Below are 25,740 nucleotides of genomic sequence, written 5' to 3' on the forward strand. Positions count from 1 at the left end.
CGTCGCGAAAGCGCGGTGGGCGATGTCCAGGAACTGGTTGCGGCGGGCGAGCCGCCGTGGCGACCGCGGTTTCGAGACGATCACTCGGGCACCTCGCATTCGCGCCGAAGGGTCAGAAGGCTGCTTCGTCGAGTTCCATCGCATGCGGATCGAACGCGCTGATCACGGCACGCTCGGCGGTCACGTGGGGAAGCACCGTATTGGCGAAGAACCGGGCAACGGTGATCTTGCCCGAGTAGAACTCATCTTCACGTCCGGATTGGATTGCAGCGAGTGCGATTTCCGCGGACACGATCAGCCGCCAGGCGACCAGGACGTCACCGACAGCGAGGAGGAAACGGACGGCGTTGAGGCCGATCTGGTAGACCCGGGTCGGCTGTTCGCTCGCGGCAACCAGATGCGTGGTCAGGGTGGCTGCCATCTCTTCGATATCCTCGACGGCACAACCGAGGGCGATCTTCTCGGACTTCAGGCAGCCGTCAGCGTCGGAGCGGGCCGTAGCCCGGACCTGGCCGAGCAGGTGTCGGAGGGCGACGCCGCGGTCGCGGGCGATCTTACGGAAGAAGAAGTCGTGTGCCTGGATCGCTGTGGTGCCTTCGTACAGAGAGTCGATCTTGGCATCACGGATGTACTGCTCGATCGGATAGTCCTGCAGGAATCCCGAACCGCCGAAGGTTTGCAGAGATTCGGTCAGGTACTGGTAGGCACGCTCGGAGCCTACTCCTTTGACGATCGGGAGCAGTAGATCGTTGACCCGGGCGGCAAGGTCGGCATCGGCACCCGAAACATGCTGGGCGACAGCGGGATCTTGATGTCCGGCGGTGTAGAGATAGATCGAGCGCAGACCCTCGGCGTAGGCCTTCTGCATCAGCAACGATCTGCGGACGTCAGGGTGGTGGATAATAGTGACCTTGGCTGCGGTCTTATCCGATGCTTGCGTCAGATCAGCGCCCTGAATCCGGGATTTCGCGTACTCGAGCGCATTGAGGTAGCCGGTGGACAAGGTGGCGATGGCCTTGGTGCCGACCATCATCCGCGCTTCCTCGATGACTTTGAACATCTGCACGATGCCGTTGTGGACATCGCCGACGAGATACCCGACGGCCGGGACGCCGTGCCCACCAAAGGTCAGCTCGCAGGTGGCCGACGCCTTGAGCCCCATCTTGTGTTCGACATTGGTGACGAATACGCCGTTGCGGTCACCGAGTTCGAAGGTGTCGTGGTCGAAATGGAACTTGGGCACGATGAACAGGCTCAGCCCCTTTGTGCCGGGGTCAGCGCCCTCCGAGCGCGCAAGCACCAGATGGATGATGTTGTCGAAGAGGTCATCGGAGTCGGCGGAGGTGATGAACCGCTTCACACCTTCGATCAGCCAGGTTCCATCCTGCTGGGCCACCGCCTTGGTGCGGCCCGCGCCGACGTCGGACCCTGCGTCGGGTTCGGTGAGCACCATGGTGCCGCCCCAGTTGAGTTCGACCATCTGCGTGGCCAACTCCTTCTGCTGTTCGGTGCCGACTTCGCCGAGTACGTCGGCCAGCAGCGAGCCGGTGGTGTACATGTAGGCCGCGGGCTGTGCACCGAGTACCAGCTCGTTGATCGCCCAGCCCACCATCGACGGAGCGGGGACTCCGCCGATCTGCTCACTCTTGGCCAGTCGCGGCCACTCGGCGTCCAGCCAGGCACGGACTGCCTTCTTGAACGGTTCGGGTAGCCGGACCGAGTGCGTGGCCGGATCGAATTCCGGTGGAGTGCGGTCGGTTTCGGCGAATGGCTCGGCTACCGGACCTTCGGCCAGCCTGGCGGCCTCGGCGAGCATGGTGCGCACGGCCTCGCCATCGAGGTCGCCGAAGGAGCCGGCGGCCAGGACCGTGTCGAGGCCGAACACCTCGAACAGGTTGAACTCTAGGTCGCGAACATTGCTCTTGTAATGGCCCACCGACCGTCACCTCTCGACTGGACCCGCTTTGAACGGGGCGGGTACTGAACCGTGCGCGATGCGCGCTGCGGGAGTCATCATGACGTACCGCGGCACCCCACGCAAGTCTAAGTAATTTTCCGATAAGGCAAAACGTGGGTGCATTGTGCGTTCTGAACTGGGAAGATTATGAATTTCTGACTTGAGTCACCAGTTACTTAGCTGCGGTGACTACAGGTCGGTAAGTGCGATCAGCTCACCGAGTGAGCACAGCTCTGCGACCATATCGGGGCGGCGGGTCAGTCGAGGGTTGCGGACTGCTTCGTTGACCACCGTGGTGACGGTGTGGATCAGTACCCGCGCCATCGGCATGGACAACTCGGGACGCACCGATTGCAGGAGCCGAGCCCATCCGATGATGCCTTCGCGGTGGATCCGCCGATACCTGGCAGCAGCGTCGTCGGGCAGGTTGCGGGCCTCGCTGACCGCGGTACCGACGAGATCTGGCCTCTCCATGGCGAAATGGACGTAGTACCGCAGCACGAGGCGTAGCGATTCCCGTGGATCGCCGCCTTCGGCGAGCGCGCGTTCGGTGTACCGCTGGATCCACCGGTTGTTGCGGTCGATGATTTCGTCGAGCAGATCGGACTTGCTCTCGAAGTGGTGATAGAGGGCCGGGCCTCGGACACCGACCGAGGTGCCGATGTCTTCGATGCTGACTGCCGCGAATCCCCGTTCGCTGAACAGCTGGGCGGCGGCGATGATCAACTGTTCGGTGCGCAGTTCGCTGCCCTGATCGACCGAAGTGTCGGGCGGACCGGCTCCGGCGGCGTCGCTCTGGACCGTCTCGGCACCGATGACGGCACCGATGACGGCATCGACGGAGGCATCCAGGATTCGGGCGAACACTCCTTCGGGCAGCCGCGTGCGGTGGTTGGACGGGCTGGTCACCACCGACAGGACGACCCAGCCGAGGGCGTCGCGGTCGGCGGGGGAGATGCCGGGGTGCCGTGCCTGGATGGCCGCGCCGATCCGGTGGGTCAACCGCACCGATCGAGCGAGGACTCCGATCCGGTCGACCGGAGTCAGGTTGCGGAACTCGAGCTGCCACAGGCGGGCAAGGCCACGCCGTTCGAGCGAGATGCGGACCAAGGCGGTCAGTGCGGCGTCGGCGTGCGCGTCGCCTCCGCACGCGGTGTCGACGTGGTTCAGAACGAGGTCGAGACCTTCTTTCAAGCAGCAACCGAGCAGTTCCTGCTTGGTCCGGAAGTGCCGGTACAGCGCACCGGAGGTGGTGCCGACGGCGGTGGCGATGTCGGTCATGGGCGTGCGGTGATAGCCGTGTTCGGCGAAGGCGTCGGTGGCGGCCGCCAGGATGGTCGCGCGTCGATTGCGCGGGCGGCGGCGCACCAGCTGCGCGCTATCTGGGGTGACCGGCATAGCCGGGATGCCGACTGCTCCGAGCCTGCCCAGCAGCATGCCGAGCAGTACGTCGGTGAGCTGGTCGATGGTGGCGTCGATCCAGCCCGCGCTCCAGTCACGCATGAGGCCGTCGACCGAGCCGAGGAAGGTGGCCGCGGTGAGCCGAAAGTCGCGTGGCGCGAGTTCGCCTCTGGCGGTGAAACTGTCGAGTAGGGCGCACAACAGGTCGATCCAGCGTGTCCGGCGTTGTCTGCGCTGGTCGTCCATGCGTTCGCCCACTCCGTTGACCTCGACGAATGTGATCCGGGCGCACCTCGGGTCGCGTGTGATGTGCGACAGATAGGCGCGGACTGTCGCGGCCGCGCGACCGTCGAGTGGTAGGTCGTCGACCCGCGCGACCTCGTCGAGGACATGCTGTTCGACGATGCTGTCGATGTGCAGGTACAGCTCGCGCAGGAGGTCTTCGAGTGTGTCGTACTCCTGGTAGAACTGGCGGGTGGACAGCCCAGCGACCTGGCACAGGTCGACCAGTCGCGTGTTCCGGTAGCCGGCGCCCGCGCCGAAGGTTTCGAGTCCTGCTTCTCGAAACCGTGCCCGGCGCTCGGCGCGCCGCTCGGCGGCCGAAAGGCCGCCGTACCGTCCAGCTGCCGACATGACTCTGGCCATCGTTATCCGGTCCTTTCGGATGTGTTGTGAAGTTTGAATACATCTATGTTCAGAGTATGGCAGACGAGGCGACGGCGTGACGGTGCCGGATATCAGAGAGTGGGCGTGAGATCGAGGATGTGCGCTCGATCTTCGAGCGCTGCTGTTCGCCGAACAGATCCCGCAGCTGGTTCATCCGGTACCTGACAGTCTGGGGTGGACGAACAGCGCCGCCGCGATGTCGCTGCGTCGCCCGTAGTGCAGCAGCCAGGCGCGAAGAAGCTCAGTGAGCGTGTCTCTGTCCTCGGGGGCGTAGACCGTCAAGGGGGCGCGACAGTGTTGGCGAAGGTCGGCCAATGTTTCGGGATCCGCGCGGGCCGCGAGCTCGCCGAGATGCTTGTCGGTGTCGACTCTGGCCAGGCCACCGATGGCTTGACGGCGGCACGCGCAACGCACGGTCGAACGAGCGACGGACCGAATGCCACGGCCCTGTCGGACCACCGCGCGGTCGCTGAACCGGGCGGGCTCGTGCCTGTCTCCCTTGCGCGAGGTCGTGGATCAGGAGCATCTCGATATCCTCGGTGACGGCAATACCGGGGATCTCGTTGGTCAGCCGAACTGTGAGTGAGGCGAGTGAGGGCGGCGGGTTTCCGCGCGCTGTCACGACAGCGGTGAGGGTGTGTGATGGCGCCCACGCGGCGTCGGCAGCGCACAGCGTCGCGAGCGTGGCTCCGCCGAGTAATTCTTCGGATGTGCCGGCGCAAGGTCCGCAGACGCGTCTGTCCGGTGGATGCGAGTTCGTCGGTATGCTCCGAGACGCTGGCAGCGGCCACTTCATCGGTGTAGGCGAACACCAGCTCGGCGAAACGACCGAGTTCGCGGAGTCCCCGGGGCCAGGGGTCGACGACTGCGTAGTCGGCTCGAGCAGGCCTGCCAACGCGCCGCGGACGGCACGTCCGATCCTGGCGCCCATCGGCCCGCTTCACGCTCCGGCGTATGCAGGCACCTCAGACACCCCGCTGCCCTCGGCAGCGGTGATCTTCGGAGCCGAGCTTCGCCGACTGGCCAGGACCGGCCGGATTCGCCTGCCGGACAACGAATTGCACCACACCTACGAACTTCGTCGGCAAGGACAACGAACTCGGCTTCGGGATCATTCGGGTGGATGCGGATCAGCGCTGGATCCGGTTCCATCGCGGGCAGCCGCTGTGGAACCTGCTCAACGCTGGCTTCTTCGAATACGGCATCGCGGCATACGATCTCGAAATCGACAAGCATCTCACACGCGGGCGCACCGGCGAACCGGAATTCCGGGGCCAAGGGCCACTGCCGAAAGCGCTCGCCTCAGCCTGGAGAAAGGCGCTTCGCCTGTCTTTGCCCAACCGGCCCGTCAGGTTCTGGTTGACAGCGGCCCCGATAGGAACTCGCTCACCAGCGGTCCGAGTTCGTCGGCCAGGGTGACCAGGCCGAGGTGCCCATCGTTGAAAACGTGCAGCTTTGCGTGCGGTAGCAGTCGGGCCATGATGCGAGCGTTGACAGTGGGAACGATCGGATCGTCGTCGCCGGTAAGAATCAAAGTGGGTTGTCTGATCATCGGGAGGAAGGGCAGGCTGGTCCACCCCGCTGACGCCAGCAGCTGAAGCTGATAGCCGCGATCGGTCGGGTGCGGCGCATGCTTGGTCAGTAGCGTTGTGACCAATTCCGGCTCCGCACGGAGTCGTCCGCCGTAGATGTCGGCCGCTACCGAGGTGGCGTGTCCAGGATCGCGGTAGCGGCGCGGAGTGATCATCTTGGCGAGCACACTCGGTCGGGCAGGGACCATGATGCTGCCGGTGGCGGTACTGGCCAGGACCATTCGCCGACACCTTCGCGGATTCTGGAACGCGATCTGCTGGGCGAGCGCTCCGCCCCAGGAGATGCCGAGAACATCGAAGGTCGGGTAGCCCAGTTGGGCGACCAGCGTGGTGACCGTGCGGCTGAGGCAGGTCATGAGGTAGGGCATGCGCGGCAGCGGCGACCCGCCGACACCGGGGACGTCGAAGCGGATGACCGGGATCGCCGGATCGAGATGGTCTACGAATGGTTGCAAAAGCTCCAGACCTGCCCCGATCCCGTTACACAACAGCAAGGGCGGAGTGTCCTTGTTCCCCTCGCGGACTGCGGCGCGCAGCCGCTGCCCTGTACCAGGTACTCCCGGTCGGATTCTGTGGTCATCGGATTTCCTCGCTGGGAGTCGCGGCGCGGTGCGCGCCGAATTCGGGAAAGGTACGAATAGCCTGGAGCGCGGCCGCCAGCTCGGCGATGGTAATCGGATCGTCGAGCTCGCCGTCGAGGTGTTCCTCCACGCGGCGCATCCGGTAGCGGACGGTGTTTTGATGGCAGTACAGCGCACGCGCGGCCTCGGCCGCCGAGGTGCGCGCCGCGAGCCAGGCCTCGGCCGTGGTGATCAGAAGGCTGCGGTCGTCGTCGGATACGGCGAGTAGGCGGCCGAGGACCCGGTCGACGAATCGACGCGTTGTCTCCTTGTTACCCATGACCAGACTCGTCAGCGGCGTATCGCGGAGCCGGCGTAGACCGACAGCGCCCGGGCCGAGGGTTTCCAACGCGATCTGGGCGAATCGCAGCGCCCGCGGAGTGTGATCGAGCCGACTGAACTGCGGACTCGCCCCGACCCGGTCGGCCGCTGATCTGGCGACCACGTCACACACCTCATCGGCAGTGCGTCGTCGACCGTAGGACAGGATGCCGACTTCGTGATCTGGTTGTGTCCGCCAAGCCGAGGTTACATCGAGGGCGCGCAGCCGTTGTTCGAGCTGTGGGCGCGCGACAACGCCGAGTTCGGGTGTCTCGGCGACCACGACGACGAACGACCCTTCGAACGGCATCTCGAGCAGCTTCGCGACCTCCCACGGCGTATGGCTGTCGTCGGATCGTCCGTCGAGCAGGGCCGCGACAAGGGCGGATCGGCGCCGGTCGGCGGCGATCAGAGCCTCGCCAACGGCCGCCCGGTAGGACTCGGTCACCGCAGTCGAGTAGTCGTCGGCCATGGCCCAGATCTCGATAGCGGTTTCGAGCAGCGCGTCGACCGAGCGGGTCCGGACTCGCGCGCGGAGTCGAGCAGATGTTGCCACAGAAACGCGAAGCCGATTCGGAACGCGCGCAACACTCCGGCAGAGGAGCGCCTTATTCGGCTCGCTCGCGACCCGTCTGGCGTGGCGCGACCAGCTCCGGTGCATGCTGACCCAACCGCTGCAGCAGATAATCGAGGTTCAGCCAGGTCGAGCGCCGCAGCTGCGCCCGGGACACCACGTCGGCCATCCGATAGAACTCGACCTGGTCGGCGATGCGAGCGACGAGCTCGTCGGTGAGTTCATCGAGCCTGGCGATGAGGGTGTTCGCAACAACGACCATCGGTGAGTCGGGGCTCGGGCTGGGCACGGTGTGAGGGTATCCGAGCTCATATTCCAGCGTGAATGTGCTGTGGGACACCGAACACGCGAATTGATTGTCTTCGCGACTATTGGCCGACGGCCGCCCGCTGTCGACGATTGATGGCGTGGAAATCATCGAAGGACCGAGCGCATGACCAATCTCGCCTGGAATCTGAAGAAATCGGCGGAACAGTATCCGGAGCACGCGGCACTGCGGCTCGACGAGCAGATGCTGACCTATTCCGAGTTCGACGAGATGAGTTCGCGTGTGGCGGGTTGGCTGCACGAGCACGGCCATTCCCCGGGGGATCGTGTCGGCATCATGCTGCCAAATGTGATCGCCTTTCCCGTGATCTACTACGGCATTCTCCGCGCGGGATTGATCGCGGTGCCGATGAACCCGCTTCTGAAGGAGCGCGAGGTACGCCACTACATCGACGACTCGGGCGCGGAGCTGATCTTCGCCTGGCACACCGCCTCGGAAGAAGTCGCCGCCGCCGTGGCGACTGATGACGTGCACGTTGTCACGGTGGGGAAGCCGACAAGCGCCGCTACCCCAGGCCTTCGTGACAGCCTGGAGGCAATAGGCCAGATACACTGGAGCGTCAGCGAATTGGGCGCGGACGCCACCGCCAATCGCTGCGCAAAGGAGGGGTTGGTATGAAGTTTGAGGTGCTGGAATTTCTTCGGACAGCGACCCAAAGTAGGATTTGGGTAACTGAACGGAGTTGTTTGTGGCACAGAAGAAGTCGCGTCAGTTCAGCCCGGAGTTCCGGGAAACAGCGGCACGTGAGGTGGTCGAGAAGTCCCGGCCGGTCGCCGATGTCGCACGCGATTGCGGGGTGACTGATCAGACGATCCGGAACTGGGTGAAACAGTTCCGGCACACGAACTCTGCGGCTGATACCGGGTTGTCGTTGCCGGAACGCGCCCGGATGAAGGAATTGGAGCGGCTAGTCCGGGAACTGGAGGAGGAAAACCGCTTCCTGGGAAAATCGGTGGCCTTCTTCGCGAAAAAGCACCGGTAACGGTCAAGTACGCGTTCATCGCGGCCGAAGAAGGCAATCACTCTGTGGCAGACATGTGCCGCTGGGCGGAGGTTTCCCGCTCAGGATTCTATGACTGGCGCAATCGGAAACCATCGGCCACTGCGCGGTGGCGGGAAGTCCTCGAAGCCGAGATCAGGTTCTGTTTCGAGCATTCCGACGGTACCTACGGCTACCGCCGCGTCCACGCCCAACTCGCCCGGTGGGGCACGACGGTCGATCCCGACACCGTGCGCAAGATCATGCGCGAGCTGGGATTGGTGCCGTGCCAACCCCGCCCGTTCCGGCCGGTTACCACCGTCGCCGGCGACGCCGCCGACCTGCCCGATCTGGTCCAGCGCGACTTCACCGCCGAAGCGCCGGGACGAAAACTCGTCGGTGACACCACCTATATCCGAACCTGGGAAGGCTGGCTGTATCTGGCAACTGTGCTCGACTGCTATTCGAAGAAAGTCATCGGCTACGCCATGGCAGACCACATGCGCACCGAATTGGTGACAGACGCCATGCGCATGGCCGCCCGGAACCTGCCCATCGCGGGCGGGAAAGCGATCTTCCACAGCGACCGAGGCAGCCAATATCTCTCCGCTGAATTCGCGGCAGTGGCCGAGAACTCGACATTTTGCGGTCCGTCGGTCGCACCGGAACTTGCTATGACAACGCCTGGGCGGAATCGTTCAACGGGACCTTGAAGAACGAGTGAGTGAACCGCACCCAATACCCGACGCGGGAACACGCCAGAAAGGACATCACCCGCTATATCGAGTTGCGGTACAACCAGATTCGACTTCACTCCGGAATTGACTACCGAACGCCGAACGAAGTATAGTCCGAGTGGTTCCAGTGGAATCAGGCGGCTTGAGATAACCAAAATCTCGCTGTCCGAGAACTTTCCGGCCCCTCAGTTCCGGCGCCACCCAGCTCGTACGTCGATCTGCTACGGAAAGCCTGCTATTACGGGCCGGGCCTCCGCACTCGGCCCAGAAGGCCAGCCATAGTGGTTCTATCGGTGATCTCTGACGTCACCGATAGGTAGTGTCCGGTGACAGTGAAGATGAGCCACGCCGACCTCGCTGACCTGCGGTGGCCGCTGTTGAGTGGCAGACTTCCCGATCCGGTTTGCCACTCAAAATGAGCCAACTCGCTCCATCGGCCACGGCGAACTGGCTGGTCAGGCTCTCGATGGTCCAGGTTCAGTGGCAAGGCTACGTCGATGGCTCAGATCGGTTGGCAATAGCCCATGTTCGCTGGCAACGGACAGGTAGATCCTGACGTCGCCCCAGATCCGAAGATGTTTGTATCGGCGAATACTGACGTCGCGATCTTGGTTGCGAGTGATCAGTCCGCATTGCCTGGGTTCTCAGCACGTCGACCTTGCAGCCTGGCGAGGCCGGATCGAAACCGTGCTCAACCACCCAGCGGGCCCCAGCAGGCTACGCAACGACCACCAGGCGCGGATCACCTCGAGGTCGATGTCGGCACCGTAACCGGCGACGACGTCACTGAGGTGTTCCGGGTGTTCGAGCGTCAGGATGGCGAGGTCATACAGGGGATCGCCCTGGGCCGCCTCGGACCGGTTAACGCCAGTGACCTCATCGCCTTCGACGAACACGTGGGAGATCTGGAGGTCGCCGTGGGTGAATGCCGGCGTTCACGGCCGAAGCGCGATCTCGGCTATCCGGCGGTTGTGTGCGACTACGTTGGTCGGGCCGTACACCACGCTATTGGACGCAACCGTGGCTTCATCCCCGCTCGGGCGGGGAGCACTGTAGGCCGGACAGCTGCACCTCCCCCACCCTGGCTTCATTCCGCGCGCCCGGGGAGCACGCATACGCAAAGGCGCCGCAGCTCGCTCGGGAGCCTTCATCCTCGCTCGCGAGGCGGCCGTCGACGCGCACACCGAGCAGTCGTCGGCGCGGTGACAGGTCTGGCAGTCGTGGTCGCTCTCGCCGAGATGGACTTACTCGACGCCGCCGAATCAGGGGTTCAGAGCCCGGTGCGCTAGTGAGGGCCAGGTAGACGGTCATGGCGCCTCTCGCGCGACATAGCAATCCTCCACACGGTCGACCGCCGCCGCCGTGATGGTCGGAGCAGCCGCTAGAGCTGCGCATTCAGAGAAGTCGCCTTCCCGGACATCGGTCAAGTGGACCGACGCCGCGTTGTCGACGCGCACTGCGCGAGGTTGAACCCCGAACTCCACCCGCAGACGACGCCGGCCTCCCCCAACTCACCGAGCGGAAAGGAATTTCGTTGCCACACCACACTAAGACAGCCGCCACCCACAACCGACTCGATCGGTGTACCCATGACCCGCGGTAGACCACCCCGGCCCCTCGGGGTCCCCGGCAAACCGATGCTCACCGAACTCGCTCCCGGGCACTGGAAAGCCCGCGTCCGGGTCCGCGACTCCTCCGGAAAACGACGCGAGCTCATGCGTGTCTCCCCGACCAAACTCGACTCCCGCCACCGCCCGATCCCCGACCGCACCGGCCAACGAGCCCTCGACGCCGTCATGGCAGCCGCAGCCGTCATCACCGTCGGCCTCGGCGGCGAACTGTCCACATCCATGACCGTGCGCGACTTGTGGGTCCGCTACCGCGCGAGCCTCATCGCACAAGACCGCACCCAATCCACCATCGCCCGCTACGACGAAGTCGCCAAAATGTTCAACACCGCGTTCGGTGACCGGCGCCTGTTCGAAGTCACCACTTCCGCGGTCGAAACCTTCCTCACCGACGTCGGAAAAGCCAGGGGGCCTTCGAACATGCGCACCGGGCGCATCGTGCTCTCGGGCATGTTCCGCTACGCCGTCCGCACCAGCCCCCTCGAGGTCAACCCGGTCCGCGAAGTCCAGATGCCGAAGAACATCGAAGCCAAGGGCCGCACCGGCGGGGCCGGCGACCTCACCACCGACGAACTGCGGTTCATCCTCTCCGCCGTCCGGACCTCCCAGATCCCGTGCCCGCGACAACTCGCCAAGGCCGAACGAGAACGCGGCACACCCGTCAAGGCCTACACCCCGCCCACCGTCGCTGCGTACTGCGAGAGCGCCGACCTCGCCGACGTCATCACCCTCTACGCCGCCACCGGCCTGCGCCGCTCCCAGATGCTCGCACTGTTGTGGACCGACATCGACCTCGACGCCGCGACCCTGCGCCCCACCGGAAAACTCGTCCGCGTCGCAGGCAAAGGACTGGTCCGTGTCACCAGGAAAGATGACCCGAAGAACCGGACCGGCACCATCGCCCTGCCCGAGTTCGCGGTGGAAATGCTCAAACGCCGCAAAACCGCGATGGCGAACCGGCGACCGGCTTCTCCGCCGGACCCCGGAATCGAGGTCCTGGATCTGGTGTTCCCCTCAGCCGTGGGGACATTGCGTGACCCGCAAAACGTCGGACACGGCTGGCAGCGTGTCCGTGAAGCCCTGGGATTCGCCGAGGACATCACCCCACACAGTTTCCGCCACGCCGTGGCCACCATCCTCGACGACGCCGGCCTGTCGGCCCGGGTCACCGCCGATGTCCTCGGCCACGTCGACCCCGCCATGACCCAACGCCACTACATGGCACGCGGACGCCCACACAAGGCCGCCGCCGATGTCCTCAACCGAGCGGTGACCGGATAGCGGAATCAGACCGCTCGCGAATCCGTTCGAAATACGCTGCCCAACTCGAACCCCGCCGGACACTCGCCATTTGAATTAGTGGGGACTTACTGGTGACCACATAGCCCGCAAATCAGACGAAAAATATGGTCTGACCTGCACATATGTGGAGCTAAGGGGAATCGAACCCCTGACCTTCTCGATACAAGACGAACGGACTACCATAGACAACTCCAAACAACAAATCGGACAACTGATTACCGCTTCGACCTGGCCAAATGCACTGGCTACGACAACTTTCGACAACGATGGACAACGATCGACAACGGGCCGTTCAGCCGAATTAGTGGTGACATAGTGGGAGTCTCTTGCGGCTCTCACCCCCGATACCGAGCATCACGTGACGCGTTGGGATGTCTGATTCCACCGAGCTCAGCCAGCCTCGCCCGTACCAAGTTTCGGGACACACCGAGCGCCCGCGTAGCCTGGACCTGTGATCCGTGTGCGTCAATTGAGGTTCCCCCCGAATGGTGGACAGGGAGGCTATGCGGCTCAGGCTACTGCCGCTGAGAGCGACCGCTCGTAGCTGTCAGGACTTTGATTCCCAATCGCGGAGTGCCGCCGAGTAGTGTTATAGAAACTCATCCACATGTCAACTGAAGCAACAAGTTCGGCCTTCGTAGCGAACGCGTGCCGGTAATAGTGCTCATGCTTGAAACTCGACCACAGCGATTCGGCGGGGCTGTTGTCCCAACAAATCCCTGTCGCACCCATCGATCGCAGCAGACCGTGCCGGAAACAGGCGCGCGCGGTCAGATGCGCGGTGAACTCCCCACCACGGTCCGAATGCAAGATCGTGCCCCGGCAGTGCCCACCACGTGCGGCGACGGCGGCGTCGATGGCCTCGGTGACCATGTCGGCACCGATATGGTCGGCCAGGCTGTAAGCGAGCACTTTGCGGGTGTGTCCGTCGCGGATCGCGCACAGGAACATGTCGCCTTCACCGCAGGTCAAGTACGTGATGTCGGTGGTCCATACAGCGTCGGGGCGGCCTTGGTCGAACCGGCGTGCCACCCGGTCGGGCGGGAACGACGCGTCCGGGTCCTGCACCGTGGTTTTCACTTTGAAGGTGCGGGGACTGATGCCCTCGACCCCGATTTCAGCCATGATCTTGGCGACGGTATTCGCTGAGACTCGCATCCCTTGATCGCGCAGTTCGCCGGTGATTCGTGGTGATCCGTAGGTGCCGTGGGAATCGCGGTGAACGGTCAAGATCTTCGTTTCCAGGTCCGCGCGCCGCTGCTGGCGATCGGTGAGAACGGTCCTCGCCCTGCGTTTCACGTAGGCGTAGTAGCCGGCCTTGGATACTTTCAGCAGACGAGCCATTCGCGGGATCGAGAATCGTTGCCCTTCGGGTAGGGCGGTGCCTGCGGTTTCGGTGATGTTCTCGGGGCAGGCGTACTTGACCATCAGCTCGAACCGGGCCGGTTCTGACCCATCGCGGCAAAGTACGCCGAGGCTTTTTTCAGGAACGCAATGTCCTTGTCCTGCTCGGCAACTCGCTTCCGCAAGGCGAGGAGCTCGGCTCTCTCGGCGGCTTGCAGGGGTGTTTCGCCAGCGGCTTGCGCGGCGTCGAGACGTCGTCGTTCGTCTTTGACCCAGTTGCTGAGTAGTCCGTCGTTGATGCCGAGTTCGCGGGCGACTTCGGCGATGGTGCGACCGGTATCGATTACCCGGTGGGCGGCCTCGACCTTGTACTCGGCCGTGAACGACCGGCGTTTACGAGGAGGCATGCGGACATCCTTTCAAACAGACCAGATGGTCTGTCAAGTCGGTGTCCACTACTCAGGGGGAACCTCAAATGGCCGCCTGAACCTGAGCGAGACTGATCGGCTTGGGGCGCGCACCCGGAATGCGTTCCCTGCCGACCGCTGTGACACTAACTGCTGCGGCCTGGCCTCGCCGCCACTGACTTACCCTCCACCACACAGCCGACGGCGTCACGTCGTAGGCGGCAGCTACGTCGGCGTACCGTTCGCCCGCGTCGATCCGCTGCGAAATGCCCGGCAAGTCGACATCAGGGATCTTCTTGCGGCGGCGGGAGCTCCGCCTACTCGCCTTCTGCAGCCCCCATCGACGCCCTTACTCACCAGCGTCGCCGATGTCACGGGCCCGTGGTGAACCCGACCCACCTGCGATCAATGCGGCGGTGCGGCCGGGCATGGCGAGGGCGACCTCGCGGGCTCGCTGGCGCACTCGCGACGACGACAGCGAGGTCCGGGCAGGGACGCCCAACGCCGTATTGAGTTGCCGGGAGGTACCTCGTGTCGGCGAGCGGCATGGATTCCCAGCGAGGGCCACGGACGCTGCCCGCAGATCGGACAGATACCGCGCAGGGCGGCGGCCCTGAGATGTGGAACTTCAGCGGGCCGGAAGCTGGTCACGCCCGGTCGAGGCGGGCGATACGAGCCAGTACCGACGCCCGGGTCAAGCCGCCGTCGGGGTGGCGGTCCAGGTCGGTGCGCTCACGCGCCATCATCGATTTCACTGTGCCGGTGGCGACTCCCAGCATCGCCGCGGCCACCGAGTACGACACCGATTCGGTGTCGTCTCTGCCGACTGAGCGGCCCACCATGCGCCCGACCGGTGTTCGCCACCACACGGGCTCAGGTTCTTCGGGCCAGGCGACGCCAGCGAGGTCGATCACGGTCTGCGCGGCGACCTCGTCATCGTCGCTACACAGCGACGCCGCCAGGGTGGGGACGGTCTCGGTGATGCGTTCTCGCGTCATAGCGGCGAGGTCGAGCGCTCCGATCGCTTCGAGTGCTCCGACGATGTAGTTGTCCAGGGCGTCTGCCAGTTGGTCGGCGACGGCGGCGGTATTGCTGTCGGTCATCGAGAACGCTCGTTGGCGGTAGAGGCAGAACCAACACCCGTGATCGCAGGCAACCGGCGCTACCCACACGACGGTACGCAACCACAATCGGTTGACAACCGATTAGTGGTTGCATCTTTTCGGTGGCTGAGTTCCGTGCATCGTGTCGACCTACTCCGTGCGCAGCGAAGAGCATCTGCACTGAGCCCGACCGTTCACGGACGCATCTGCGCAATCCCGATCTTCCACAGTCGGATCGCCGCACGAGGCGCGCCCACCCGTCCCGTCAGCGACCGCGGGGCACGTCCGACCAACACAATGTCCTGACCGACAACATCCCGAGTGAGGGGGACCAGCCATGCAGCCTGCACCACCACGATCTACCCGAGCTCAGCTGATTGCGAGCGAAGACGTGCGCACGGACCGTGCGCACGTCTTCTTCTGGACCGAGCTCTGTATCGCCGCCGGAGTCAGCGTGGTCGGCAACGCAACCCAAGCCGTCCTCCATACGACCGTCTTGCCTGCAGTCGCGGCCACCGTCGCTGTCATCCCTCCCCTGGCCTTGCTGGCCGCGGTGCACGGCGTCGCCCTGCTCACCCGTGCGCACACCGCCTCCCCCACCGCGCGACGCGCCGCGACCGCGCTGACCGTGGTCATCGCCGGCGGCGCGTTCTGGCTGTCGTTCACCGCGCTGCGCACTTTGGCGATCACCGCAGGTGTGCCCGCCGCCGAAGCATGGCTTTGGCCGCTCATAGTGGAGGGGAGCATGACCCAAAGTTCTCTGGCCCTGTTGACGTTGGCTCACACTCAGCAGCCTGACACCGACACCGAGTCGGCAACTCCAGCCCCAGCACCACAGCCCACACCCGAACTACCCGAATCTCGCAGCGCGCCCGTCACACTACCGGCTCCACAGCCAGCCGCCACCAAGCCCATCGAGGACGCCGCCGCCGAACAACCTGCGGACAAAGGCCCCGACCTCGACGTGTTGGCCGCATTGATCTGCGAACAAGATCCCGGCGGGCGACGCGATCGCGGCACTGTCACCACGGTTCTCACGCACCGCTATGTCGACGAGTGGAATGCCAGTCGTATCTCTCGCGAGCTCGAATGTAGCCGCTCGGCGGTCAGCCGAATCCTGCGCGACGCCGAGCGGTTGCGTGCGCACGCAGCCACCGACCGTGCACACGCCGAGGTTGGGCCGCCGACTGTGCGTGCGCACCCTGACAGCAATCGTGCGCACGCAAAACACCTATGACCGGTTGGGCCAGACAATGTTTCAACATGCGCACACCCCGCCCGAAACTATGCCGATGTGGGACAGGACACATCGACATTTTGAGGCCATCCGGTGTTGGATCGATGCACGGTTCGTTGCCGGGCATCACCTCTCGTGTACCAACTCCAGCGAAACCACGTCCTTGGGGGACCAGTGAACCTAGATATCAGCTGCCCGCAATGCCAAAGCATCGACTTGGCCCAGAGCGTGCCCGCCGCCATGTCGGAAGGAACCCACAGCGGTTACAGCACTGGCGTGCATACCGGGATCGGAATCGCGCCCGGAGGACTCATCCCCCTTGTAGGCGCCTCCACCCACGAGTTCAACCAACGCTCCGCCCTCGCGAGAAGTTTGGCATGGCAACCAATCCTGCCCTCGGCGGGACGGCTGTCGGCTCTTGGGACGATTCTGTTGGTATTCGTCATCATCATGTTCGCCGTGTGCAGCGCCGCGATGCTTGAAAAACCACTCCCAAGCAATCCCATCCGAATGATGGCATCGTTGCTGGGCTTCTACCTACTTCCGATTCTGCTGTCGATCCCCGTCGTCGCGGTCCTAACCGTCGCGTTTCGGCGTGCACGTCGCAACGGCAAGGTCGATGCCGGGCGTAACCGTGCGCGCGGTGTCTGGAGCCACGGCTACTACTGCCACCGATGCGGTGTTGCCTACTGGCCTTACCCAACGGAGCCCGGCATCCCCTACCGCGTCGCCCTCGCTCCGAGCCAATTCCGTTGGCACGTCTGGAACACCGGTGGCTACGCCAAACTCTGACCTATAAGTGTGTCCACGTTCGATGCTGCCCGCGAACTGGGCTGACCATCTGCACCCCCGTGGTGCAGAGCAACGCCAGGTACACCACCCAGATCCTGTCCGTCGGGATCGATCCTCGCTTGCTCCGCCGCTCGCGCCGAGGCCACGAGTTGTCGCACTTGCTTTGTGGTCAATTCGAGTAGTTCGCCGATGCTTGTATCCGACTCGCCCAGCTCCCGCATTGCGGTCACCGCACCCGCCTGCTGACCGCGCCACCGAGTGACTTCTGCCTCGTACTCGCGTTCTAGCTGTTCGATCCGTTTGCGGAGCTCACTAACGCGCTGATCGCGTACTTCTGTGCGCTGTCGGATCGATCCTGAAGCTTGCAGGTAGCTCTGGACCGCGTCCATCGTCGCGGCCTCACGGCGTTCGGCCTCGCTGCGCCGAACCTTCATCAAGTTATGGGCCTCATCCAAACGCCGGCTTAATTCGGGATCGCGCTTGGAACGTCGTTGTTTGCCAGCAGGCATCTCAATCTCCTGAGAATGGCCCGACCAGCGGCTCTTCCGCCAACAGACTACGCCTGCGTCCTGGTCGCTTGCCAGCGCTGTGAAGCGAACCACGCGCTCCGCGGGGCTGTCTCGGTCGAAGCGGTGGCCCGCTAAATGTCGTAAGCCGCGGCGCGTAGCACGCGGAGGTCTTCACTCCGCACTCCCAACACGAGCGTTCGCCCATTGCACCGATTGCGCAGAAGGGACACCAATGACTCACGTGCTCAGCAGATTCGAACCGATACTCCGCGAGATTGCGGGACCCGAGTTCACCAAGACCCTCACAGCGACACTGGCGCAGCAGGACTGGGCCGAAGACGAGATCCGCCGAGCGCAACAGCGGCATCCCGATGTCGCTGACGTGTTGCATCACAGCTTTTCGTTGTTGACCGCGACTCACGAACGGATGGCCACCGAGTTCATCTATCGGGCCCATGCCCGGGAGCTGATCGAGCGGGTCGCGGCCGGCGTCTTGACCAAGCCCGGGACCTCGGTGGAGGTTGTGTTGTTGCTGATGCGGGCCAGCCTCGTGACGCCGTTGAACACCCCCGCGTTCGGCTTGTACTTGCGGATGTGGCGCCGCGCAGGACTGCCTGATCTGGGCGGGCCGATCGTGGACCTTGACGGGCACTACGAAGCCATCAGTGCCAGCGGGATCGATGAGTTTGAAGCCATCGCCCGTCGCAAGCTCGCGATGCCCTCACGTGTGCTGACGTTGGTTGCCTGCGAGGGTCGCCACCTCGGCGAACCGGCCGGCTGCCGCTTTGCCTCCGCACGCGCCGCCTGACCTGCGCCTCCGTCTTCCTGCCGCTTTTCGTTCTGAATTTTTACGCCGCACCCGGGTTTCGGGTGCGGCGTTCGCCGTTTCAGAAGGGGTTGTTTGCTGTGCCCGAACTCGATCTGCTCGACCCGTGCGGGATCTGTCGATCCCGTGAGCCCGACATCCACGTCGACGTCGACGGCGGACAGGTCTGCCCACGCTGCGCGCTGACCTGCGCACAGTGCCGCCGCTGCGGTACCCGCTCGATCGCCCTGACCGAGACCGCCGAAGCAGGACCGCTGTGTTCGACCTGCATCACGAGGTTGCACCCGTGCGCGTCCTGCGCGGAAGCCACGTTCACACGGTTGCCCGTCGACACCGGCGGATTCGTGTGCGGGATCTGCGCACACCAGCTCTATGACCAGTGCTTCCAATGCGAGCGCTACACCCTGAACAGCCGCTACGTCGTCGGCAACCAGCGCGCCTGCCCAGCGTGCGCACGCTTGCAGCGGTCATGCCGCGACTGCGGCACGCTGATCTGCGGGCGCCGCGGCTGCGATCGGTGCGCTCAGCCGCACGCGCTGTGGAACTACACCTACCGACCCGACCCGATCTTCCACGGCACCGGCCCGCTGTTCCTCGGGCTGGAGCTGGAAATCATCGTGCCCGAGGACCGCTTCGACGACGCGATCGCTACCGCGACCGACGCGCTCGGCTCGCTTGGCTATTTGAAGCGCGATTCCTCCATCCGGCCATCGGGTTTCGAGATCGTGTCCCACCCGATGACCTACCAATACGCCCTCACCGAGTTCCCCTGGCAGCTCCTCGACGACCTCGCCCGACTGGGGTGCGAAACCGACACCGGTGTCGGTTTGCATGTCCACGCGTCCCGGGCCGGGTTCACCGGGCCCGCCCACATCTTCCGGTGGATGAAGCTGGTTTACCGCAACCAGGACCAGGTCTCGATGCTGGCCCGGCGCACCAGCCACTACGCCCCGTTCGAACCCGCAACCCGTGCCCGCGCGAAGCACCTCGCGAAAGGTTGCCGTAACGCGGTCGGGTTGCCGCGGTATCAGGCGATCAACCCCCACCCCCGCGACACCCTGGAGCTGCGGGTCTTCGCCAGTTCCCTCGAAACCCGCGCGGTGCAGGCTGCATTGGCGTTCACCGAGGCCTCCATCCGCTACACCGCCGATCTCACCATCCCCCAGATCTTGGCCGGCGGTTGGGACTGGGAGCGGTTCACCGACTGGCTGACTCATCGCCTCGAATATGCGCCCTTGGTTGCCGAACTTGCCGACCTGACCCGTGAAGAGGGGGCTTTGCTGTGTGCCTCCTGACCTTCATCCCCGCCTCAGTAGCGCCGGACCCGATTGCGTTGCGGAACGGTGCCGAGTCGAATCCGCACGGGCATGGGTTCGCGGTCATCGCCGGGCAGGTGATCGTGACCGGGCACGGTATGCACGCCGAGGAGGTGATCGACCTGTTCGCCCGTGTCCGAGCTCAGCATCCGCGAGGTCCGGCACTGTTTCACTCGCGCTATGCCACCCACGGCATTCGCACCGTCGATAACTGCCACCCTTTCCGCGTCGCTGGTGACCCGCGAACGGTGTTGGCGCACAACGGTGTGCTGCCCAAACGGGTGCATCCCGGCCCGTATGACTGGCGTTCCGATACCCGCATCGCCGCTGAGGATTACCTGCCTTCCGAGCCGTTCGGGTCGATCGACACCTACCGCGGATTCCGCGGGCTCGAGTCCTGGTTGGGGTCGTCGAAGCTGCTGATCTTCACCGTCGACCCGGCTTTCGATCAGCAGGTGTACCTGTTCGGGGAATCGAAAGGCCAGTGGGACAACGGTATCTGGTATTCGAACTCGAGCTACCTGCCGTTGAGCCAGCGCTATCCGAAGCGGTATGTCTGCGACGGCTGTGACGACATCGACCTGTACCGGGTGGGCCGCTACTGCACCAAGTGCGGGTGGTGCTTCGCCTGCGAAAACCGGTTCCCGCACTGCGAATGCCGCCAACCCCGCGCCCACAGCACACGCCACCGTTCCCGCGCCCTCAACCGCCCGCTGGCCCTGCCCGCAGTGCGTCCCCCGACCACACCGGCCACATAGCGGACCTACTGACTCACAACATTTTTCGCATCAGCCTGCACCCCGTCGGTGCGGGCTTTCGTCGTTTTCAGGGAAGGAATTCGATGCCCACTGCTGTCCTGGTCGACCTCGCCGAGTGCGAGGCCTGTTCCACCCGGTACCCGCTCTCGGAGTTGGTCGACACCGCTGAACACGAACGGTTCTGCTCGGGTTGCGTCACCGATCTCGAGCTGTGCGCGGGCTGTGATCTGCCGGTCCGTGACACCGCGTTGACCACTGATGACGACTACCGATGTGCCGGTTGCCGATCGGCGTTCAGTGTCTGCGACGACTGCATGCGCTACACCCGCTACAACATCGCGATCCTCTCCGGTGGCGATGTCTGCGAATCCTGCGCCGAAGCATATTCCACCTGCGACGACTGCAACTTCGCCGTCGCCGAACCCGTCTCGATCAACGACGAACGCGACGTCTGCGCGGAGTGCCGCCAGGACTACCGCGAGTGCGACCGGTGCGAGACCCTCATCCGAGGCCGCGAGGACTACTGCGACGACTGCTACCGACCCGACCATTCACTGGTCCACGACTCCGAGTACACCCCGCGCCCGATCTTCCACGGGACCGGCCCGCTGTTCCTGGGCCTCGAGCTCGAACTCCGCACCACCCCGCACGGTTTCGACGACTCGGTCGAGACCGCCAACGACCAGCTCGGACGTGTGGCCTACCTCAAGCACGACGGCTCGATCAGCTGCGGATTCGAGCTGGTCACCCACCCGATGAGTTACGACTACGCGATCACGAAGTTTCCGTGGTCGGTGCTGTCACGGTTGCGGTTGCTGGGCTGCTACACCGACGACGGAGTCGGTATCCACGTCCACCTCTCGCGCGCCGGGTTCGACTCCCCCGCCCACATCTACCGCTGGCTCAAACTCGTCTACCGCAATGAAGACGACGTCAGCACGCTCGCGCGGCGGCGAGATTCGGAGTGGGCGGGCTTTCATCCCGACATCCGCGAAAAAGCGAGAGAGCTCGCGCACGGCGGCCGCGGGTGGGGCCGGTACCACGCCGTCAACACCCGGCCCCCGCACACCTTCGAGCTGCGGATCTTCGCCAGCTCGCTCCAGCGCCAACAGGTCCAAGCCGCACTCGGTTTCGCCCACGCCTCCGCGGAATACACCCGCACCCTGCGCGCCCACGACATCACCCGAAACCGGGGATGGGAATGGGCCACATTCACCGCATGGGTCGCCGCGCGACCGGAATACGCGGCGTTGACCGCGGAGCTGACCGCACTCGGCGCGACCGGATCGGGTGTGTCCACCGGCAACCAGGAGGAGGACCTCGCATGTGCATCCTGACCTTCATCAAACCGGGCATCGTGCCCGACTACGACGCTCTCGCCGCCGGGGCCGAGGCCAATCCGCACGGGCACGGGTGGGCTGTCCACGCCGGGGACCGGCTCGTCGTCGGGCACGGGCTCGATCCCAAGATCACGATCACCGAATTCGCCCAGGCCCGCATGCTTTTCCCGGACGGTCCGGCGTTGTTTCACTCCCGCTTCGCCACCCACGGCAAACAGACCACCGCGAACTGTCACCCCTTCGCGATCGGCGGAGACAAGCGCAGTGTGCTGGCCCATAACGGGATCTTGCCCGAGCACGTCCACCCGCTCGAAGGTGACGACCGCTCCGATACCCGGATCGCGGCCGAGGACTTCCTGCCTCGGTTGCCGTTCGGGTCGTTGGATTCCTGGACCGGGCGTACCCGATTCGAACGCTGGCTCGACACCGACAAAGCCGTGATCCTCACTGTCGATCCCGCCTACAAGCACCCCGCCTACATCTTCAACGAGCAGCGCGGGCACTGGCGCGACGGGTCCTGGTACTCCAACCACACCTACGACCTCGGCCGCTTTCCCCACGGCGTGGTCTATGACTACAGCTCCGACGACGGCTACTGCGACAACTGCCTCATCGAGCTCGAAGACACCGACGGACCGCACTGCCTCAACTGCGGCTTCTGCGTGCAATGCCAGCGGCCCTACCCGCGCTGCACCTGCGCCTACCCCGACGAGTCCGACCGCTACGCCGACCTCCTCGCCGACATCGAATTCGAAACTGCCTGACCCCCACCACTTCTTGCTCCGAGTAGAGCTCTGCGCGAAGGAACCCCCCACGATGACGCATCCACTGACCACGCCTCCGCTGCGGTACCGGTTACGCGCCGCACTCACCCAACTGCGGGGTACCGGACCGGCAGTTGACCCCGCAACCGCTTCGGTCGAGTCGACGCTGGTGGTGGCCGCACTGCACGAGGCACGCCATCACGACCGGTCGGTCACGCTCCGCACCCGCGGTGGACACCTGATGCCGCGGTTGAGCGTGGACACCGTCCACGCCCGCCACGCCAGCCTGGCCACCGACTCCGGCGAGGCGGTCATCGTGCCGTTGCGGTTCATCGAATCCGTACAGCAACAACGCCCCACCACCGACGGCGAACTGGGGCTGTTGTGAGCACTACAGCGCTCGGCGCGGCCGAGCCCTCCCGCTGGACCGCACGCCTGCACCCTATCCCCGACCCCGCACGCGAGGTCATGGTCATCGGCTGGCACGCCGCGTTCGCCAACTCACCGGCCGCGGGCACCTCGCTCGCGGTGTTCGGTGACATCGAATCCGCCACCGATCACCTACCGGTGATGGCATTGGTGCGGATCGAACACGCCACCGCGATCGACACCATCACCGCTGACGGTGCCCGCGAAACCCGGTGGGGTCCAGACCCGTTCGGGATCGCCAAGACCGGGATCAGCTGGCGGCTGGTCCCCGCCCACCGTGACGGGGATGACCGGTGGGTCATCGCACCGGGGTGGTGGGCCGCAGGCGGTGAGGAAGCAGTCCTGTCGAACTCGGTCACCGTACGCGTCGGCGCACCCACTGTGGTGCCGGTCTATGACCACGACCCCCACACCGGGAAACGCTGGGCATCGTGATCGCCCACGTGGGTGAGCTCACCGCGTGGATGCGCGCCCAGATGCCCGCCCTCGACGAAGACCGTTACCTGCCGTGGAACAGCGGCACACCCACCGTCGGGTCGCTGGTCACGCTGATCCACGTCCGCATCGAGACCCCGTTCACCCCCGACCAGGCCACCACGGTGGTCCTGGTCGCCCACCCCGTTCGCACCGACGACACCGAACCTGTTGTCGGACCGACAGATCCGAGGACCACGTGCCCAACAAACCCCGCCGCCCCGCTGCCCGAGCCCCTGCGGCCGAGCGTGTTCCGATTCCCGCGCGGTTGGCGCACGCGCCGGTCTCGGCGGGGCTCGTAGTCCCCTACATCACGCTGGCCCACCGGGATCGGACCCGACCGATCTGGGGCCGGATCGACGCGCAGCGCCGGGGCGAGGTGCTGCACAACAAGCGGTGCCAGGTGTGCGGTGAACCGCTCGACGCGACCTTGGTGCTGATGATCCGCCCTTCGGACTACCAGCGCGGTGTGGCCGTTGAGCCGGCCTTACATCCTGAATGTGCTTGGTACAGCCGGCGGGCCTGCGTCATGCTGGCCGGGCACGTCGACCGCTACAACCCCTGCGGCGGCAGCCCGCTCAACCGGTGCGCTGACCCACGTTGCCGTTGCCGGTTTTGGACATCTACCGAAGACAACGATGCCACCCAGGGCCGTGAAGGCAAACCCGCCGAAGCCTGGTACGAAGCCTGGATCCGGTTCGACGACTACCGCGTATTCACCGTGCCCGCCGACGAATCCGGGCCCGCCGCAACCGGAATCGCGCTTCGCAGAGTGCCGCTGCTGCGGCTGCGCAAGGTCCGCGACCCCGCACCCGACGGCCGCGACACCGAGTGGATGGACATCCTCGCCAAAATCGTCGCCGCTCGAAAGCTGTGGAACAACCTGGCACTCGGCGAATTCGCTGACAACAATCCCTGGCTCCCGACCGATCCGGCGTCATCGACGGCACCGAGTCGCCGTTGACCGGCGCGGTCAGCGCCTTCGGCAAACAAATGGATGGAGAACCCGTGACCGACGAGCACTGTGCTCGTGACCAGCGGGCCTCGCCAGCACTGCGTTCCTACGATCAACGGTGCGCGACATGCCAGGCACCGATCGCGCCGTTGCAAGCGGACTGGGCCGTCGGTGTGCTGCCGCCACCACAGTGGGTCGATGAGAACAACAACGTCCACCAGTTCGATCCGGTCGACCACGAACACTCCCCTTCGCCCCTGTGCTCGTGCGGCCACACCGCCGAGCATTCCACCGGGCGACCGGCCCGGTGCGGCGCCTTCAGGTGCACCTGCGCAGACCATCCTGCTCCGGGCTCACTACTGCAGGCGGCCCCGATCGACTGGGCCCAGGTCGGACAAGACGCTCACGCTAGCGGGGAGCCAGCGGCCCCCGCCCTGAACTCTCATGTGCGCGAGGCGATCGCGGGGATGGCGGTCGGGGGCGGCGCGGCCGACATCATGCGGCAGTTTCTCGATGGCTGGAACCAGGCACAGACCCTGGCCGACATCGCCGCAGAAATGACCGAGAGTACCGACGTCGCCGCGGCGATCGCCCCGGTCACCACCTCGCAGTTGATCTCGATCGCGGTAGAGCTCTACGACCGCTACGGCGAGGACGTGCTCAGCGCCGGACAGGTCGACACCCTCGAACGGTTGCGCCCGCACGCACACCCACTCGACGAGCGATTGCCTACGGTCCGGCCGTGGGATGTCGTCGCGATCGCTGTCACTGCCGTGCAGCTCGCCGACCTGTACGGGCTACCCGACGCCGCCCTGTGGGATGTCATCGACTGCGCGCGCCGCCACATCACCTGAACCCCGCACTCGCAAAGTATCCACATGTTGTGGATATCCCTGTGGACAACCACAACTACTTCGACCGCGAACCTCGCTATCGAAAGTTTGTTCGAACACGGGTAACGTGCCGAACATGACCCCGACGCCACCGGAATGGACCGCAGCCACCCCGGCCACGGTCCGTCGGCAAACCCTCGACGCCGGCCTGCCACGCGTCGCTGTGGCTGTGGCCGTGGACCGGTTCTGGCAATCGCAGTCGCCGATCGGGTGTCAGAACTATCGGCAGGGCCCACAGTGAACAGCTCGTCGTCGTTGTTCGCCTCCTGGCCGCAGGACCCCACATCACCTATGTGGCGGATCGTCGATCCACCGCTGCCGGTCACCGTCGAGCTCGGTACCGCGATCGTGACCCGACCTGCGCACTTCGGTGTGAACAAGGTTCGCCTGGGCATTCGCCGAGGCGGCCTACGGCTGGCGGACACCACACCTGGTCTCCTACGTGCCTGGGCCAGGGTCGCCGACGGGACCTGGCTCGGGCTCGTGGC

24 protein-coding genes and 1 pseudogene are annotated in these 25,740 nt (G+C 64.8%); 15 read left to right on the top strand and 10 right to left on the bottom strand.

The genetic code is table 11. The features are described 5' to 3' along the window. Window positions 1-112: 112 nt before the first annotated feature. The 5 genes from BOX37_RS28200 to BOX37_RS34990 form a co-directional block, all read right to left on the bottom strand. A complete protein-coding gene (locus tag BOX37_RS28200; protein WP_071930257.1) occupies window positions 113-1,936 on the bottom strand; it encodes an acyl-CoA dehydrogenase in 1,824 nt (607 codons plus the stop codon). A 210-nt stretch (window positions 1,937-2,146) separates the two neighbouring features. Continuing rightward, window positions 2,147-4,003 (bottom strand): TetR/AcrR family transcriptional regulator, encoded by a 1,857-nt coding sequence (locus BOX37_RS28205; RefSeq protein ID WP_084760250.1) that lies wholly within the window; start codon window positions 4,001-4,003, stop codon window positions 2,147-2,149. Window positions 4,004-5,372: 1,369 nt separating this feature from the next. Further along, window positions 5,373-6,185 carry a poly(3-hydroxyalkanoate) depolymerase gene (gene phaZ, locus BOX37_RS28220; protein ID WP_071931949.1) on the bottom strand — a complete coding sequence of 271 codons (813 nt, stop codon included), beginning with the start codon at window positions 6,183-6,185 and terminating at the stop codon, window positions 5,373-5,375. 7 nt (window positions 6,186-6,192) lie between these two features. Further along, a complete protein-coding gene (locus BOX37_RS28225) occupies window positions 6,193-7,113 on the bottom strand; it encodes a PucR family transcriptional regulator (protein WP_206045727.1) in 921 nt (306 codons plus the stop codon). A gap of 52 nt (window positions 7,114-7,165) precedes the next feature. Further along, window positions 7,166-7,420, bottom strand: a complete 255-nt coding sequence (locus tag BOX37_RS34990) for an RsbRD N-terminal domain-containing protein (RefSeq protein ID WP_206045728.1) — start codon at window positions 7,418-7,420, stop codon at window positions 7,166-7,168. 144 nt (window positions 7,421-7,564) lie between these two features. Here BOX37_RS34990 and BOX37_RS28230 point away from each other — a divergent pair, with 144 nt between their 5' ends. Then, a complete protein-coding gene (locus BOX37_RS28230) occupies window positions 7,565-8,077 on the top strand; it encodes an AMP-binding protein (RefSeq protein WP_071930260.1) in 513 nt (170 codons plus the stop codon). Window positions 8,078-8,147: 70 nt separating this feature from the next. Continuing rightward, window positions 8,148-9,288, top strand: a pseudogene (locus tag BOX37_RS28240) (IS3 family transposase). Window positions 9,289-9,819: 531 nt separating this feature from the next. On the opposite strand, the gene BOX37_RS28245 reads toward BOX37_RS28240, so the two are convergent. After that, window positions 9,820-10,071 (bottom strand): hypothetical protein, encoded by a 252-nt coding sequence (locus BOX37_RS28245; RefSeq protein ID WP_067645215.1) that lies wholly within the window; start codon window positions 10,069-10,071, stop codon window positions 9,820-9,822. 693 nt (window positions 10,072-10,764) lie between these two features. Between BOX37_RS28245 and BOX37_RS28250 the strand changes: the two genes are divergently transcribed. Next, window positions 10,765-12,084, top strand: a complete 1,320-nt coding sequence (locus tag BOX37_RS28250) for a tyrosine-type recombinase/integrase (RefSeq protein WP_084760253.1) — start codon at window positions 10,765-10,767, stop codon at window positions 12,082-12,084. 531 nt (window positions 12,085-12,615) lie between these two features. Here BOX37_RS28250 and BOX37_RS28255 read toward each other — a convergent pair. From BOX37_RS28255 to BOX37_RS28265, 3 genes are all read right to left on the bottom strand, one after another. Then, window positions 12,616-13,533, bottom strand: a complete 918-nt coding sequence (locus tag BOX37_RS28255) for an IS3 family transposase (protein WP_071928054.1) — start codon at window positions 13,531-13,533, stop codon at window positions 12,616-12,618. Then, window positions 13,533-13,856, bottom strand: a complete 324-nt coding sequence (locus BOX37_RS28260; RefSeq protein WP_071928053.1) for a transposase — start codon at window positions 13,854-13,856, stop codon at window positions 13,533-13,535. The genes BOX37_RS28255 and BOX37_RS28260 overlap by 1 nt, the downstream gene beginning before the upstream one ends. Window positions 13,857-14,503: 647 nt before the next feature. Beyond that, on the bottom strand, window positions 14,504-14,959 hold the full coding sequence (locus BOX37_RS28265; protein WP_071930263.1) for a hypothetical protein: 456 nt from the start codon (window positions 14,957-14,959) through the stop codon (window positions 14,504-14,506). 391 nt (window positions 14,960-15,350) lie between these two features. Between BOX37_RS28265 and BOX37_RS28270 the strand changes: the two genes are divergently transcribed. Together BOX37_RS28270 and BOX37_RS28275 are read left to right on the top strand one after the other, a co-directional pair. Next, on the top strand, window positions 15,351-16,196 hold the full coding sequence (locus tag BOX37_RS28270; RefSeq protein WP_071930264.1) for a DUF2637 domain-containing protein: 846 nt from the start codon (window positions 15,351-15,353) through the stop codon (window positions 16,194-16,196). 174 nt (window positions 16,197-16,370) lie between these two features. After that, window positions 16,371-16,988, top strand: a complete 618-nt coding sequence (locus BOX37_RS28275; RefSeq protein ID WP_156910588.1) for a hypothetical protein — start codon at window positions 16,371-16,373, stop codon at window positions 16,986-16,988. Here BOX37_RS28275 and BOX37_RS34425 read toward each other — a convergent pair. Next, window positions 16,973-17,497 carry a hypothetical protein gene (locus tag BOX37_RS34425; RefSeq protein ID WP_156910589.1) on the bottom strand — a complete coding sequence of 175 codons (525 nt, stop codon included), beginning with the start codon at window positions 17,495-17,497 and terminating at the stop codon, window positions 16,973-16,975. The two genes, BOX37_RS28275 and BOX37_RS34425, sit on opposite strands and share 16 nt — an antisense overlap. 232 nt (window positions 17,498-17,729) lie before the next feature. Between BOX37_RS34425 and BOX37_RS28280 the strand changes: the two genes are divergently transcribed. The 10 genes from BOX37_RS28280 to BOX37_RS34430 all read left to right on the top strand — a co-directional run bounded on the left by BOX37_RS28280 (window position 17,730) and on the right by BOX37_RS34430 (window position 25,213). Beyond that, entirely contained in the window at window positions 17,730-18,305 is a 576-nt protein-coding gene (locus BOX37_RS28280) for a hypothetical protein (protein ID WP_071930266.1), read from the top strand. A 98-nt stretch (window positions 18,306-18,403) separates the two neighbouring features. After that, window positions 18,404-19,618 carry a hypothetical protein gene (locus BOX37_RS28285; RefSeq protein ID WP_240505085.1) on the top strand — a complete coding sequence of 405 codons (1,215 nt, stop codon included), beginning with the start codon at window positions 18,404-18,406 and terminating at the stop codon, window positions 19,616-19,618. A 38-nt stretch (window positions 19,619-19,656) separates the two neighbouring features. After that, the gene (locus tag BOX37_RS28290; protein ID WP_240505086.1) at window positions 19,657-20,397 is read left to right on the top strand and encodes a class II glutamine amidotransferase domain-containing protein; all 741 of its coding nucleotides are present in this window, start codon (window positions 19,657-19,659) and stop codon (window positions 20,395-20,397) included. A gap of 83 nt (window positions 20,398-20,480) precedes the next feature. Continuing rightward, window positions 20,481-21,734: an amidoligase family protein gene (locus BOX37_RS28295; protein ID WP_071930268.1), complete on the top strand. Its 1,254-nt coding sequence runs from the start codon at window positions 20,481-20,483 to the stop codon at window positions 21,732-21,734. Then, window positions 21,722-22,501: a class II glutamine amidotransferase gene (locus BOX37_RS28300; protein ID WP_071930269.1), complete on the top strand. Its 780-nt coding sequence runs from the start codon at window positions 21,722-21,724 to the stop codon at window positions 22,499-22,501. The genes BOX37_RS28295 and BOX37_RS28300 overlap by 13 nt, the downstream gene beginning before the upstream one ends. A gap of 52 nt (window positions 22,502-22,553) precedes the next feature. Continuing rightward, on the top strand, window positions 22,554-22,889 hold the full coding sequence (locus BOX37_RS28305; protein ID WP_071930270.1) for a hypothetical protein: 336 nt from the start codon (window positions 22,554-22,556) through the stop codon (window positions 22,887-22,889). Continuing rightward, window positions 22,886-23,365: a hypothetical protein gene (locus BOX37_RS28310; protein WP_071930271.1), complete on the top strand. Its 480-nt coding sequence runs from the start codon at window positions 22,886-22,888 to the stop codon at window positions 23,363-23,365. Before BOX37_RS28305 ends, BOX37_RS28310 begins: the two co-directional genes overlap by 4 nt. Further along, window positions 23,362-23,706: a hypothetical protein gene (locus BOX37_RS28315; protein WP_071930272.1), complete on the top strand. Its 345-nt coding sequence runs from the start codon at window positions 23,362-23,364 to the stop codon at window positions 23,704-23,706. Before BOX37_RS28310 ends, BOX37_RS28315 begins: the two co-directional genes overlap by 4 nt. 131 nt (window positions 23,707-23,837) lie before the next feature. Further along, window positions 23,838-24,368, top strand: a complete 531-nt coding sequence (locus BOX37_RS28320; RefSeq protein ID WP_156910590.1) for a hypothetical protein — start codon at window positions 23,838-23,840, stop codon at window positions 24,366-24,368. Window positions 24,369-24,826: 458 nt separating this feature from the next. Next, a complete protein-coding gene (locus tag BOX37_RS34430) occupies window positions 24,827-25,213 on the top strand; it encodes a hypothetical protein (protein ID WP_156910591.1) in 387 nt (128 codons plus the stop codon). Window positions 25,214-25,740 lie beyond the last annotated feature (527 nt).

This window comes from Nocardia mangyaensis (assembly GCF_001886715.1).
In the GTDB taxonomy this organism is placed as follows: Bacteria; Actinomycetota; Actinomycetes; order Mycobacteriales; family Mycobacteriaceae; genus Nocardia; species Nocardia mangyaensis.

Bases quoted from the DNA above. Each gene is read 5' to 3' on its own strand.
- BOX37_RS28280 (WP_071930266.1), top strand. From the start codon at position 17,730: ATGACTCACGTGCTCAGCAGATTCGAACCGATACTCCGCGAGATTGCG.
- BOX37_RS34430 (WP_156910591.1), top strand. From the start codon at position 24,827: ATGGCGGTCGGGGGCGGCGCGGCCGACATCATGCGGCAGTTTCTCGAT.
- BOX37_RS28265 (WP_071930263.1), bottom strand. From the start codon at position 14,959: ATGACCGACAGCAATACCGCCGCCGTCGCCGACCAACTGGCAGACGCC.
- BOX37_RS28295 (WP_071930268.1), top strand. From the start codon at position 20,481: ATGCCCACTGCTGTCCTGGTCGACCTCGCCGAGTGCGAGGCCTGTTCC.
- BOX37_RS28255 (WP_071928054.1), bottom strand. From the start codon at position 13,533: ATGGTCAAGTACGCCTGCCCCGAGAACATCACCGAAACCGCAGGCACC.
- BOX37_RS28230 (WP_071930260.1), top strand. From the start codon at position 7,565: ATGACCAATCTCGCCTGGAATCTGAAGAAATCGGCGGAACAGTATCCG.
- BOX37_RS28250 (WP_084760253.1), top strand. From the start codon at position 10,765: ATGACCCGCGGTAGACCACCCCGGCCCCTCGGGGTCCCCGGCAAACCG.
- BOX37_RS28305 (WP_071930270.1), top strand. From the start codon at position 22,554: ATGACGCATCCACTGACCACGCCTCCGCTGCGGTACCGGTTACGCGCC.
- BOX37_RS28205 (WP_084760250.1), bottom strand. From the start codon at position 4,003: ATGGCCAGAGTCATGTCGGCAGCTGGACGGTACGGCGGCCTTTCGGCC.
- BOX37_RS28300 (WP_071930269.1), top strand. From the start codon at position 21,722: ATGTGCATCCTGACCTTCATCAAACCGGGCATCGTGCCCGACTACGAC.
- BOX37_RS28260 (WP_071928053.1), bottom strand. From the start codon at position 13,856: ATGCCTCCTCGTAAACGCCGGTCGTTCACGGCCGAGTACAAGGTCGAG.
- BOX37_RS34425 (WP_156910589.1), bottom strand. From the start codon at position 17,497: ATGCCTGCTGGCAAACAACGACGTTCCAAGCGCGATCCCGAATTAAGC.